Source organism: Sporosarcina sp. ANT_H38 (assembly GCF_008369195.1).
GTDB lineage: Bacteria > Bacillota > Bacilli > Bacillales_A > Planococcaceae > Sporosarcina.
Genome location: NZ_VOBC01000003.1, coordinates 318,006 through 331,733 on the forward strand (window position 1 = coordinate 318,006; position 13,728 = coordinate 331,733).

9 protein-coding genes are annotated in these 13,728 nt (G+C 35.4%); 1 reads left to right on the forward strand and 8 read right to left on the reverse strand.

What is annotated here, in order from left to right:
* Positions 1-553 precede the first annotated feature (553 nt).
* From FQ087_RS17095 to FQ087_RS17130, 8 genes are all read right to left on the reverse strand, one after another.
* A complete protein-coding gene (locus tag FQ087_RS17095) occupies positions 554-3,535 on the reverse strand; it encodes an AAA family ATPase (RefSeq protein WP_149581796.1) in 2,982 nt (993 codons plus the stop codon).
* The gene (locus FQ087_RS17100; RefSeq protein ID WP_149581797.1) at positions 3,525-4,163 is read right to left on the reverse strand and encodes an ABC-three component system middle component 1; all 639 of its coding nucleotides are present in this window, start codon (positions 4,161-4,163) and stop codon (positions 3,525-3,527) included. Before FQ087_RS17100 ends, FQ087_RS17095 begins: the two co-directional genes overlap by 11 nt.
* A complete protein-coding gene (locus FQ087_RS17105) occupies positions 4,156-5,904 on the reverse strand; it encodes a dsDNA nuclease domain-containing protein (RefSeq protein WP_149581798.1) in 1,749 nt (582 codons plus the stop codon). Before FQ087_RS17105 ends, FQ087_RS17100 begins: the two co-directional genes overlap by 8 nt.
* Positions 5,905-6,016: 112 nt before the next feature.
* Positions 6,017-8,911: a DEAD/DEAH box helicase gene (locus tag FQ087_RS17110; RefSeq protein WP_149581799.1), complete on the reverse strand. Its 2,895-nt coding sequence runs from the start codon at positions 8,909-8,911 to the stop codon at positions 6,017-6,019.
* A gap of 25 nt (positions 8,912-8,936) precedes the next feature.
* Positions 8,937-9,341: a (deoxy)nucleoside triphosphate pyrophosphohydrolase gene (locus FQ087_RS17115; protein WP_149581967.1), complete on the reverse strand. Its 405-nt coding sequence runs from the start codon at positions 9,339-9,341 to the stop codon at positions 8,937-8,939.
* Between the two features lie 583 nt (positions 9,342-9,924).
* Positions 9,925-11,235, reverse strand: a complete 1,311-nt coding sequence (locus tag FQ087_RS17120; RefSeq protein WP_149581800.1) for a serine hydrolase — start codon at positions 11,233-11,235, stop codon at positions 9,925-9,927.
* A 64-nt stretch (positions 11,236-11,299) separates the two neighbouring features.
* The gene (locus FQ087_RS17125) at positions 11,300-11,602 is read right to left on the reverse strand and encodes a hypothetical protein (RefSeq protein ID WP_149581801.1); all 303 of its coding nucleotides are present in this window, start codon (positions 11,600-11,602) and stop codon (positions 11,300-11,302) included.
* Positions 11,603-11,608: 6 nt separating this feature from the next.
* Entirely contained in the window at positions 11,609-11,836 is a 228-nt protein-coding gene (locus FQ087_RS17130) for a helix-turn-helix transcriptional regulator (protein WP_149581802.1), read from the reverse strand.
* Positions 11,837-12,172: 336 nt separating this feature from the next.
* Here FQ087_RS17130 and FQ087_RS17135 point away from each other — a divergent pair, with 336 nt between their 5' ends.
* Complete coding sequence (locus tag FQ087_RS17135; protein ID WP_149581803.1) at positions 12,173-13,537, forward strand: FAD-containing oxidoreductase; 1,365 nt, start codon at positions 12,173-12,175, stop codon at positions 13,535-13,537.
* Positions 13,538-13,728: the final 191 nt, after the last annotated feature.

Sequence of the window (13,728 nt, forward strand, 5' to 3'; positions counted from 1 at the left end):
CAAATCTCACCAGTTCATAATACTTAGCCTATTGTTATATACTAATTACAGAAAACTTACCTTTGAACCACATTCTTTAATACGATTAATGTAATTATTTCTAGTACTAATATCATTAAGATACCAGGTAATATATCGCGTATCTAATACACTGTAAATTTCTCAATATATTACAAGTCTACTTTTGAAAATGAAAATTGGTGATCGGTGCCTGTGCAGGAAACAACGGAAAACAATTAACTACACTGAATAAGTATACAAGTGTAATAGATACTTCCGCGTACATAGGGTTTTCATTTCATATCTATGCACTGTAACGAATTTACTGAATAGCTACTTGTACCTTGAAATCAAATAGAAATGAACTATAAGAGCTCCCTCCAATCTAGGGAGCTCTTGTAGTTAGTAAGCGGTCTCATGCAAGAAATAATAATAAACGATTTATTACTCTGAATAGATATATAAATCCGACTTGCTGTTTTTTTGCGCAGATACCTGAGTTTAACATCTAATAATTACTCTTAATTCAAACTATCCACCAAAAGCAATTACCCTAAAATAAAGTAACAACGTTATCTTTAATGCAATTTCCCTTCACATTAACTCCATCCTCGTTATATGCACTAAAGACAATCGTTCCCACCTTTCTAGCATCTAGTCCCATTTTCACACTTAAAAGTTGAACAAAGTTTTCATTGTGTGTGCTTATTAATAGTTGCTTATTTTGCATAAGTACAACTTGGCTAAGCACGTCAAGAAAAGAAAAGACATTTATATCATCCAGATTCTGAAAAGGATCATCAATACCCAAGAAGTTAAGATTTGTCCATTTTTGGGACCGATTTAGTGCAAGAAAGATACATACTGCCAGCACATTTGATTGAGCTGAACTAAATTTAAGACTTGCATTAAATTGCTGCTTTAACTCGTTTTCTTCTAGATTTCTAAAATTTCGATCCTTGGCACTTTCTTTAGTTAAAACAATATAAAGATTCTTTTCCTTGGGAACTAACTGTACGTGCCTATATATAGCGTGCGGACTTATTTGCATAAAAAGTTGATCTATAAATTCAGAATGGCGTAGCAGATAATCACTAATTAAGTCACTACGAACCTCCGTATGTTTCTTTTTCAGTAATTCGAGCTCCTCGTTTATAAACTTATGGTAACTCTCAGAAGTTTTAGTTCTTTCGTCTATACTTTCTTTTAATAACTGTCGATCTCCACTTAATTTAGTGACTTCATCCACTTGCAAGAAGTTCCTGACTTTCGGAAGTTTATTTTTTATTTTTTCTTCCAAATTATTCAGCAAAACTACACGTTCATTTAATAGCTCTGTCCATTTATGCGTTTCATAAATATTACCGGTATAATCCGGTAATTTATTTTGTATCTCTTTTATTTGTTTTTCCCTTTTTGCCCATTTATTATCTAAATACACAACTTGTTGATTAATACTTAATACCTCTTGTTGAAGTCCTATTTCTTCCTCTGCAACTCTTAAAAAATAATTATTCACAGTTTGTAACTTCTTCTGAATAAAAATTTCATTTAGATCTAAGTAATGTTTCCAATTACCTGATTCCAATTTCAATAAGTCAATATTCTTTTTAAAGAGATCACCTTTATCTTGTAACTCTTTTATTTCTTCTTTCATTTCCCCAAGACTATGTATGAGTTCACGACCTAGCTTATATTCGGTTAAAAACTTGAATTTTTCCTCTTTTCCGCTTAGCGGTGAAGAGTTATTCAATATAAAGTCATATAATCCCAAAGTATTATTTATGAGTACCTCTCTCCCTAAGATCATCTCATCAATCTGCGCATTATAATCATTAATATTATTCCCCATACTTTTGATTACTGTTTTGACTTTTCTAATCTTCTCACTAAATACACTTTTTTCCGCAGTTAGATCTAAAAGAATTTTCTCGAATTCTGTAAGACTTTTGTTTATACTTTCTATTTGTTCCAACACTTTTTGTTGAAGAAATTCACTTTTAATATACTCTGTTCCACAAACTAGACAAACACTATTATCCTTTTCCTGTAATAAATGATCTTGTACTTGTCGGACCAATTTACTGACTAGTGATTCCTTACTTTCCGATACCTTGTTTTTCACACCCTCAATTTCAGAGTTTATTCTATCAAGTTCTGCATTATTTCTTAAAAGTTCCTCATTCTCTTTGTTAATCGCAGCATCAAGTCCTGCTATTAGGCCCCTTAGCGTTTTTATCTTATTATCCAATTCATGGTATTTTTCACTTTCCTGTATTAGATAAAATTCACTTTTGTTTTCGTCGTACTTAGTTAGGAATGCATTTGTGTTCGAGTAATTATTAATAATCTTTTTAATTTCTTTATGGGCTAATAAGTTAGCTATATCTTCTGCCTTTTTCATCGATTGCCGGCGAGCTTCTTCGTAATTTGTTTTAGTCTCCTGATAAGAACTTCTTCGTATTTTTAAAGACTCCATTAAAATTTTTCTTTGAGTAACTATCTCCTTGCCTTTATTCCTTCTAAATGTTTTATCCTTAAGCCATTTGTACCGTCTTACGGCCTCATGCCGTTGTTGTGTATAGTTTTGAGGTTGTAGGGATATGGCTTCCTCTCCATTTTGAATCGCAAGTACTAATTGTTCCAGTGATTCTTTTTTAGCCGTTACGAAACTCTGTATCGCAACTAACTCTTTAATAATCCCATTCTCTATTTTTTTCACTGCAAGGATATTGAAATCCTTTATATCATCATTATTACTTATACTTTCAATTAGTTCATTAATGATTGAAATGGCTTCTTTTTCTGACATCAAACCAAGATCGAGCATTAATTTTTCCTTTTCATTGATTTGGATGGATACTCTTTCATACTCTGCCTGGGGTTGTTTTAATTCCGCAATTAAGTTTTCTTGTTTTTTCTTAGCAACCTCCTTTGTCTCTTCTATAAAGTTCTCAAAATCAATTCCATATTTTCTAACGCCTAAAATATTATCTATAAGTTTATAACGCTCACTAGGTTTATCAGATCTAATAAAGTTTTGTAAAGCATCCTGGGAAAGTAATTGGGTCGCCGCAAAGAAAGTCGACAGGTTTATTGCACTTTTTCTTTCTTCATGACTAGTATTGGAAAATAAGTTACGGATACTTTCAGTTCCAGTTGTCTTATTTAAATTATCCCCATCAACCATAACTTGGGAGGGTGACATACGACCATCTTTACTTTTCTTTTGTATCCGTTTAACCTTATGGACTTTATCTGTCTCAGAACGAAACCAAATCTCTACTGACATAGTATGAGCGCGATTATCCCTATACAAGCTTTCATTCATTAAGTAATTAAACTTTTGTCTTTCGTTACTTCCCTCATAGCGTGGTATACTACCCGTTAAACACCACTGAATCGAATCAAATATTGTGCTTTTTCCATTTCCATTTGGACCACTTATGATTATCAAATCTTTATTAGAAAAGTCAAATTCATAAACACCATTAAATATGCGGAAGTTACGAATGAGTAGCATTTCAATTTTCAACTTGGCACACCTCACTTGTTAATATCTGGTTTATTACTTTTATTTGCTCTTCCTTGTTTTCTCTGGGCATATCATAAAACTTGAAATATACATCAACAATTTCCCTAACTCTTGTTGATAATCTCCCCTCTTCCTCGTTGTCAGGTTCTTTGTTTAAATTCACAATAAACTCCTTGTCGAAGTTTAGTGGATCAATGATACCTTGACCAAAATTATCATTCAGTGAAGGAACACGTTTTAAATCCTCCAACGACTCAATTACATACTTCCTACAAACCCTGTAATCTTTTTCTATTTCCATATTTAAAGTTGGAACAGAATACTTCTTCATTCCCGTATTAATAATTAATAAAAAGTATAAATTGTTTCTGTACTTTGCTGGTATAGAATCATATACAAATGAAATTATGATTTGATCAACAAACCAACTTTTTAATTGTGCCTCGCTCGTATACTCTTTGGTAACCATACATCTTTTATCGTTTTTCCACACCTCAAGATTACGCTCACGAAGTCTAGTTATTAAGTCTGCATCCTCAAATATAATTTCACTGTAACCATAATTATTGGTTAATCGTTGCAACACGGTATTCGAATTCATAAATCCTCCTACTTTCTCTTCATTCATCTGACAACTCTAAGTTCCAGTCATTTATTACATCTATTTCTTGAAAAGAACTTTCTGGTTGATCGTCCTCTAGATAATTAAAATAATTTTCGACTATATTTATTGGTCGAAATTGAATATTTTCCAAATGTTTAGTAATCTCATTCCCCTGAAAAATATCATCCATATCTACTTGCTGTTCATCACCTTGGGATGCATCCGTAACAGAGGCATGTATACTATCAGTTCTTCTTCTGCTTCTTTTCTTACTCTTCCCTTCTCTTACATCGGCAACAAAACAATAAAAGTCATGACTGTATGCTTCTGAAACTGAACATTCCATTACTGCAGCCCTTACCGCCTTCTTTGCCCATTCCATATCAATACTTTTACGTGTATTATATATCGAAAAAATCTTACCATTTTGATCACTATCTAATCCTTTTGCTACAGAAAGACGCGATTCCATATGCGTATATTCCGTTTCATTATAAAAAACAAGGCAATAAACGAAAGTTTTCAAGGCATTAATTATTCTTACTTTATCAACGTCGTCAAGTGGAAGTCTTGTAGAGAAATTATTCAAGTTAAATATCCTGTGCAAGAATCTATGGTATGCAAATGGATCCCTATGACTTTGTACATCACTTGATAATTGCTGCTGTAAATTAGTTAATGTTGTTAGCAACTCCTGTTTTAAATTAGGCTTCCATGCCCCATTCTGAAATTCAGCTCTTATTATGTCAAAGCAACTAGTGAATTTTTCATGAAGATTATCACGAGTTGCTGATTCTGACGCACTATGATCAGCCATTTCGCACCACTCATTGAACTGTAATCTAAAAGAGTTTTTTTCAAAAACAAAGGTGTCTAAAGAAACATTTTCACTGTCTTGACAAGTTTTCTTAATCACTTCTAATAAAATCATGTCTAAAATAATGCTCGCTTTATATGAATGGAATGTATCCATATTGCCAGTAGTATTACTCATAATATTGTCAATTATTTCTTGCCTTAATGCTAAAATATGACCGTGTCTTTTAACACGGAATCTTTTAAGATACCAACTAATATCTTTAATTGGATCGTCGTAGCCTACTTTACTAAATCTGAATTTTTCCCCTTTATATTCAACCTCCCAATCCAAGTTGTCTACATCCATGCTTTTTATTAGTTTTTGATATTCCTTTTCGTCAATCTCAGAGTAAAAATCATCGTCTTTTTCATAAACCGCAATATCTTTGTTGTACTGAGTATTTATAGCAAGCTCGAACTGTAAATCATAGTCATCGAAAAATGCATCGTCCCTTTTTGGAACATTATTATTTAAATCAAATATATGTAGATTAAGTAAAAACAACTTATCTAACCAACTGCCCTTTTTTTTAATTCTCTCGTGCATTTCACCAAGCTTTAAGTGATTAACAACATCACTATCACGTTTTGTCTTCGCTTGGATAAATCGAATATTCTTATCCCCATAAAGTGCAATATCATCAAGGATTTCAAAAATGACTTTGTCCCACCAAGCTTTTTCAGAAAACAACATTTCAACTAAATATTTAGTAGCTACATAATACTGATATATGAATCCCCTTATTGCCGTGACTCCACTAAGATCAACACTTCTTCCACTTAACAAGGTTGTAACAAATGACTTTTTATCCTCTTCAGTTACTTTGTCACCACTTTTTGAAATATAATCTTCTATTTTTTTGTATAGAAGTGCATTTATTTTTGGTTCTTTGAGCTGTGTTGACATATTCTCTCCCCATTTCAATCGCTAGTTCGGTTATTGTACTTTCCCTACAAAAAATAACTAACAAGTATTTCCACCACTTGATTGTATAGGATAAAATGACTCAACACTTATTTCACTCATTTTTCAGATAATTATAAAGTTTACTCTCCACAGCCTGCTCCATCACCATATTCATATGAACGACAGGAAGATCTTTCCCATTCTTATCAGTCATTCTGCCTTCTTCAACACTGGACTTATCTGGGTCCCCTTGTCCTAAGTAATAGAAATCGGTTCCCTCATCGTCATCTTTTTTCACGAAGATATGAATAGCGATATTATTGTCGTCTGAATGAATGATTTTCTGAACTTCTTGGGAACTTAATGATCGATTACTTCTTGTGTACCACTTAAGTAATTCCGGGTTCAGGAGTTCGTCGCCGTAATTAACGCTCGATTCCACTTCTTCGTTCTTATGGTAAGTAATAAAGATGGGACAAGTGTTGTGCTTTGGCTTATATCCATACATAGTTGAACTTTCATCTACATTCCAATTCAAAAGCTTACAGGCATCTTTTCTGGAGTATTTTTCATATAGCGTGAGCGGGCGATTGCATTTATACAGCTTCGACTTCGCTTTTGCACTATGAATAACGTCTAGAATTAGCTCTCTAAAGTAAGGATTACTTGTTAATCCTTCACGAATCAATTCATTCAACATATAATTTTCACTTTCATATACGGCGACTAATGGCTTTCCGCCATACTTACTTTGAACGCTTGTTGTGAAAAATGATAAATCCAGGATTCTATTCACTGATGCCATTGTTGCTTTATCTGTTCTACAGTTATTTGCAGTCAGCAGACTCACAAAGTCATCATAATGAAACTTTTCGTGTCCAAGTAATTGTTCCAGCAAAAGAATTTCATGCAGACGTTTTCCGTTTAAAACTTCCAATGAAAGCATTGTTAACACTTTATCTTCATAGCTCGTTAAAGCAGGAACTTCTTCTTTCATTTTCAATAAGAACTGATAATAGTTCGTATGCTTCTCTACGATGACAACAGGATCGATGGAATGATTTGTTACAAAATCATATAAGTAGGGAACCCTGCCGATTTTATTCTTCAATTCTACATAGGCATCTCGTAAAATTTTCAATGCGGTCAAATTACTTTCATTAATTGAACTAAAAATTCTTTTCTTAGCGATCTCTTCAAAGCTAACTGTTGATACGCCTTTAATATAGCTTGTATCCTTTGTCCGTCGACGAACATTGTCTTTATTTTGAGATTTGTCACCTGAGAGTGCAACCGGAATTAGATAGTTGTTTTTGTAGTTGCCAATAAAGTCAATAATCGTCACATAGTTTTTCGAATCATGCTTTCGTAATCCACGTCCGAGCTGTTGAATGAATATGATACTCGATTGAGTTTGTCTCAACATCACCACTTGGTTTATGCTCGGAATATCAATTCCCTCATTAAAAATATCCACCGTCAAAATATAATCAAGAACTCCGTTTTCTAATTGGGTTATCCTACGCTCTCTTTCACCTGGTAAATCATCCCCTGTTAATGCCACTGTTCGAAATCCTCTATTGTTCAACGCAATGGATAATTCACTTGCTTCGGCTTTTCGGCTACAGAATATTAACCCCTTTACTTCATTACCTGAGAAACCATAGTAATTAATTTTCTCAATAATATGGGTTACACGCTCCTCGGTTACGAGCTTTGTGAAAACGGCAGTATCATCGATTAAATCTCCATCTAATTCAAGATCTGTTACGCCAAAGTAATGAAATGGACAAAGCATGTCCTCTTCAAGTGCTTCTTGCAGCCTGATTTCATAAGCGATATTGTAATCAAACAATGAGTAGATATTAAAGTCGTCCGTCCGCTCCGGAGTAGCTGTCATTCCCATCAGAAATCGCGGTTTGAAATAATTAATAACACGCTGATAAGAAGCGGCCCCTGCCTTATGTACTTCATCTATTAGAATATAATCAAAATCTTTCGGGTCAAACTGATTTAAGTTTTCTTGTTTTGACAGTGTTTGAATACTAGCAAATAGATACTTTTTATCTAACTGCTTGCTAGCACCTACATATAATCCGAACTCTTCATCGATTCCACCCAAAATTCTTTGGAAATCTTCTTTTGCTTTGTTTAGTATTTGCTCCCGGTGAACTATAAATAGCATTCTCTTAGGCGCAAAACTCCTAACATCAAATGCAGATAAATACGTTTTCCCAGTACCAGTTGCAGAAATCACCAAACCTTTGTCTTTTCCTTCATCACGAACAGCCTGTATCTGTAATAACGCTGCTTTCTGCATGGCATTCGGAACAATTTTCACCGATTCTTCGATTGCATTTGGATTATAGGTTGCAGGCATCTCGATCACTTGCTCTGCAAGTCTAAGATCTGCATTTTTTAAGTATTCTACTTCATAACTTTCTATCCACTTTTCAGTAAGTAATTCTGAGTTAGACCATACGTCTTCAAACTGATGTTTAAAATGATGAACAATATCACCATTTTCATGGGACGTTAATTTTACATTCCACTCATAATTTACTTTCAAAGCATGCGCAGTAAGATTGGAACTACCCACGATCAGAGAGTAGTGCGTTTTATGTTTAAAGATATAACCTTTGGAATGAAAGCCTTTTAACTGTGTTAAGCGTACTTCTACATTCGTTAACTTCATAAGCTCTTTAAATACTTTTGGTTGATTAAAAAATAAATATGTAGAGGTTAATATTCGACCTGAAACACCCTTTTCCTTAAGATCTAAAAACAGGGATTTCATTGTAGCAAGACCACTTTCAGTAATAAAAGCTACCGAAAAGATGAAGTCTTCACTGGTTTCAAGTTCTTCTTGTAGTGTATTTAAAACGTTTATATTTTTCTTAACATTATTGATTAATAGTTCTGGTTTAAAACTACCGGAGTTGCTTTGGTTTTTATCGATGAAGCCCTCTTGCAGTGAGTCAGTTAAATTCCGAATAAAACTTTCCATGTTATCACCGCATCTCTTCGCTATTTTATTTCTTCTGGATTAGATTCGTTAACTTTTCAATTGCCGGAATGTCAGCGGGCGCCCAGTTCAACAACAGTAACTCTTCTCTCGAAATCCATCTTATTTCCGCATGTTCCGAAAGCGCTGGCGTTCCAGAAATAACTTTCGACATAAACGTCTCTAGCCTCACTATAACTTTTTCATATTCATACGTAGTATCTTCCACTTGATCAAACACTTCAATCATACAGCCAAGTTCTTCTTGAATTTCTCTTTTCAAAGCCTCTTTTTTTGTTTCGCCTTCTTCAATCTTTCCACCTGGAAACTCCCAGTAGTTCGGTAAGGTCATTTCTGGCCCTCGTAGTGCACAAAGGATTTTACCGGATTCACTTTCTATAATTGCTCCTACGACATGTACTATTTTTTTGATTGTAATCACCTATTCTTAATCTTATTTTTTCCACATTAATCTTCAAAGGTCCTAGCCATTAATTATATACAAATCATACCATATCGCTACCGTTTAAATGTTTAATTTAGCTAGGCCCTTCAATCCTTAAAGAACCTCTTGCATATTGTATTTCCTCAACAATCATACCAATCCGTCCAATAAGCATCACAATTACTATTGTCATGAATCGCTAAAAATTCACCCCACGTAATCACTTTCGTCAAACATGCTTCACTTCCATACTGTGTTGCAGCAGATTCAATGTAAAACCCTTCTTGAATGGCGGGTATGACGATTAATTCGTAACCTGCTGTACAGATCTATTTGAAGTACCCTTCGTCTAAATCACAAATTACACACTGCTTGCTCCCCTTCTATTTCCTAACGACTAATTGCAAAGTACCTAGTTCTGAAACAATTCTAAGTTGTTTTAGAACCAGATATCTTTTTTTATTTTGCATTAGGATAGGTTAAAACAAAATAAGGATCAAATAAAGTACGCTAACATACCTTACTTGTTCCTTATTTTCGATTTAGGACTCCTTATTCGGTTCTTAATGCATTACATTTCAGAGAGTTCCTTCTGCACTTCCAGACGAAAATCTTCACTTCCAAGTAACTTCGATTCGAATGAATTCATGTTATTTCTGATGAGCATTCCTTGCCAGAAGTTCAGGTCATCTGTCATAAGGACGATTTCGATTTTATCCCCATTGTGATCTTCTGCATACAATGCATCTGTCAGTATGAATAAAGTTGATCCGCCCTTTGCGCCTAGATGGACAAAGCGGTCATGATTGCTTTCGTTTAGCTGCATTGGCCATTCGAGTAAGTCTCTTATAGTTTCAGAGGCTGTCTTCGGAAATTGGTCATTCGAAATCGCTGCCAGTAATTTCCCGTAATCATTTGCGGATGCACCTACTAAGCGATCTGACCACACTTTTTGCACATCTGTAGACGGACCATATGTTACATCTCCAGCTTTAATGGTTCCTTCTTTCATTTGTTCGCTTAGTTCTTCAGCTAATGTGCGATATTCTTCCATCGACATGGCCTCGAGCTTTTTGATTAATTGCTTCTCATTCATCGATTCGCTTTTTATTTGATTTGGAATCAAGATAGCACTGACAATTGGATAGACGTCCTCATGCTGTGTTAGCCCGAGGGCTTTTGCCCGCTCATTGATGGCAGATATTCCGAGCAAATCGATTAGGTAGTCTGTGTTGGCATTGGAGCTGTAGGTGGCCATTCCTTTTGCGATATCATGCAGTGTCACTTCATTATTTTTGATTTTACCTTCACTTTGCATCGCATTTAACCACTCTTCATGTGCATTGCCGTCCGAGTTTTTTAAGTAATAGCGGTTTAAGTCCTCAAGCGGCACTAAACTGTCTTTGTTCAGCTGGCCTGCATCGATTTGCATTGCATATTCTGCAGCAATCAGTATCTTCACGGTACTTGCCAACGGCCGTACTACATCCGATTGGTAGGTGATTAATGTCACACCGTTTTCCGCTAGGTACAGGGAGGTAGTTTTAGGATTGTCTTTCAGATGGTTTAGGACATACTCAGGATTTTCCCTGGATATGGCAAAGCCAGCGATTCCGATGATTAGAATAATTGAACCATAGATGCTCAATCGCTTTTTTGTATACGTTTTTTTATCGAATACAATCATTGCCGAGAAACCGACTATCAATGCGAGTAAATAATTAACGCCGAACACTAACACGGTGATAATGATGCCGAGTATAATTGCTAACGTTACTATTACTTTCCGCATTTCCTCTTTTGTTCTGTTCTCTTTTTTGGCTAATGGCAAGAGTGTAAGAATCACGATTCCCAGCATCCCAATCCACGCAAGAGTATTCACGCAACAACTCCCTTTCTAACAATCCAAGTTTTCCACATACATTATGTGTGAGCGAATAGCTAACTTAATATTTTCTTTTTAATACCGAAAGGATAATTGCTTGAAGAATTAATAATCCTGTGATTAAAAACCAAATTGCCCATTTGTACGCATCATATTCCAGAGCGCTAATGAATCGATTATACAATTCGAGGAAAAGCCACCCGAGAGGCAATAATGGAAATACTATACTATATGATTTATTAGAAATACTTTTCCCGCGTTCGTCTTTGTATTCTTCACCCCATTCAAATTTCAAAGAAATAAATATTGCAATAAAGAAGATCACTACATAGACAAGATGAAACACAGCTAATAAAATCCCCATAACCTCTTACTCCTCCTCGACTTCATATTGAAAAACTTCGTGTAAATCTACCCCAAACATCAGTGAAATATCATACGCTAATTTCAAAGACGGATTGTACCTATTTTTTTCAAGAGAAATAATTGTCTGCCTGCTCACCCCCAATTTGTCAGCCACCTCTCTTTGTGACAAGCCTCTTTCGGCCCTTAGTACAACAATTCTGTTTCGTATCTTTCTTTCATTAGTTAAAGTCATTTCAATCACCTCTTATAAACTGAGTGTAATATATTTCATACACAAAGTAAAGTTTATTTAACACATAGTCTGAAATATATTACTCAATTCATATTTATATACTAGAAAAGAGCGCCTAACAATTAGAGTTATCACCACCATAAACGAAATTCAAAACTGAAATACATTTACAATCGGTTCTTATTTCCTCACACCAGACTTTTTCACCAACATGGCACTACGAGTGAACGCCCCCTTGTTAGTAACACACCCATAAATCATTTCCTTCATAGTTCTTGAAAGCTTTTCGTTTACACTTCCACCAACAAGGTAATAGATAGACAAGGAGGTTGAACAATGAAGAAATTTGATGCAGTCATAATTGGTTTTGGTAAAGGTGGAAAGACATTGGCGGCAATGCTGGCCAAAGAGGGACAGCGCGTTGCAATGATTGAAAAATCGGCAGAAATGTATGGTGGAACGTGCATCAACATCGCTTGTATTCCAACGAAATCACTCGTTTTTCAATCTAATAATCGGAAATACTCAGAAGTACCTAAAATGGAATTTTATAAGGAAGCGATAGAAGAAAAGGATCATTTAACTTCATTTTTACGAGATAAAAATTTTCATATGCTAGATGATCTTGAAAAAGTCACGGTCTTTACTGGAGTCGCTTCCTTTTTAGATGATGACAAGGTCCAAGTGAAAACTGACAACGAACAATTCGAGTTAACAGCAGATAAATTCTTTATTAACACAGGATCTTCCCCTATCACTCCGCCAATTGAGGGACTAGAGGCGGCTGATTTTGTTTATAATTCAACCACTTTACAGCAATTAGATAAGCTTCCCGAAAAGTTGGTTATCATCGGCGGAGGCTATATCGGTTTAGAATTTGCTTCGATTTATGCGAACTTCGGTTCAGAGGTAACGGTTATTGACAGTTCATCTACCTTTTTAGAAAACGAAGATCGTGATATCGCAGAAGAAGCAAAAAAAGTGCTTGAGGCGAAAAATATTACGTTTGTAGTAGACAGCAAAGTCGAGTCCATTGAAAACCGTGATGGAGGCGTGGTCGTTTCTTATAAGACGGGCGATACTAATCATGCGGAAGCCTACGGTAATGCACTGTTACTTGCTACAGGAAGAAAACCAAATACTGCAGGATTAGGCCTCGAAAACACTTCCGTAGAAGTAAATGACAGAGGAGCAGTTGTGGTTGACGATTCGTTGAAAACGAAGGCTAAAAATATTTGGGCATTAGGCGATGTCAATGGTGGACCTCAGTTTACTTATATTTCACTTGATGACTTCCGTATTGTCAAAAGCCAATTAATTGGCGATGGGAGCTATACGAGAAAAGCTCGTAGCAACGTTCCCTATTCTGTTTTCATCGATCCGGTTTTATCACAGGTAGGGTTAAATGAAAAAACGGCCAAGGAAAAAGGGATTGCCTACAAAGTGGTAACACTTCCAGCAGCTGCGATTCCGCGTGCCCGTGTCGTGAAACAAACGGATGGTCTATTGAAAGCCCTTGTAGATCCAGACACACAAGAGATTTTAGGTTGCACGCTATTTTGTGCTGAATCTAGTGAAATGATTAATGCAGTACGTATTGCGATGGAAGCGAAATTGCCGTATACGTTTTTGCGAGATACAATCTTCACACATCCCTCGATGAGTGAAGCGTTGAATGATTTGTTTTCTAAAGTGGAATAGCAATAGAAAAAGAGAAGATTCCCATCTTGGATATCTTCTCTTTTTCTATTGCTGAAATTGGGCAGATGTGAGGAGGAAATTACTTTTGGGGACTGGACTTTCTTATTGCGAGGTATTTCTCAGTAGTTTTCAATCGGTCATAGATTAGTCGGCTAGTGTTCATGTCCATCTCTAAACTTGTCTCACAAAGC

What these genes read in the sequence shown, in the direction of transcription:
- FQ087_RS17125 (WP_149581801.1), bottom strand. Translation starts at nt 11,602, where the DNA reads ATGGGGATTTTATTAGCTGTGTTTCATCTTGTCTATGTAGTGATCTTC.
- FQ087_RS17135 (WP_149581803.1), top strand. Translation starts at nt 12,173, where the DNA reads ATGAAGAAATTTGATGCAGTCATAATTGGTTTTGGTAAAGGTGGAAAG.
- FQ087_RS17100 (WP_149581797.1), bottom strand. Translation starts at nt 4,163, where the DNA reads ATGAATGAAGAGAAAGTAGGAGGATTTATGAATTCGAATACCGTGTTG.
- FQ087_RS17110 (WP_149581799.1), bottom strand. Translation starts at nt 8,911, where the DNA reads ATGGAAAGTTTTATTCGGAATTTAACTGACTCACTGCAAGAGGGCTTC.
- FQ087_RS17130 (WP_149581802.1), bottom strand. Translation starts at nt 11,836, where the DNA reads ATGACTTTAACTAATGAAAGAAAGATACGAAACAGAATTGTTGTACTA.
- FQ087_RS17105 (WP_149581798.1), bottom strand. Translation starts at nt 5,904, where the DNA reads ATGTCAACACAGCTCAAAGAACCAAAAATAAATGCACTTCTATACAAA.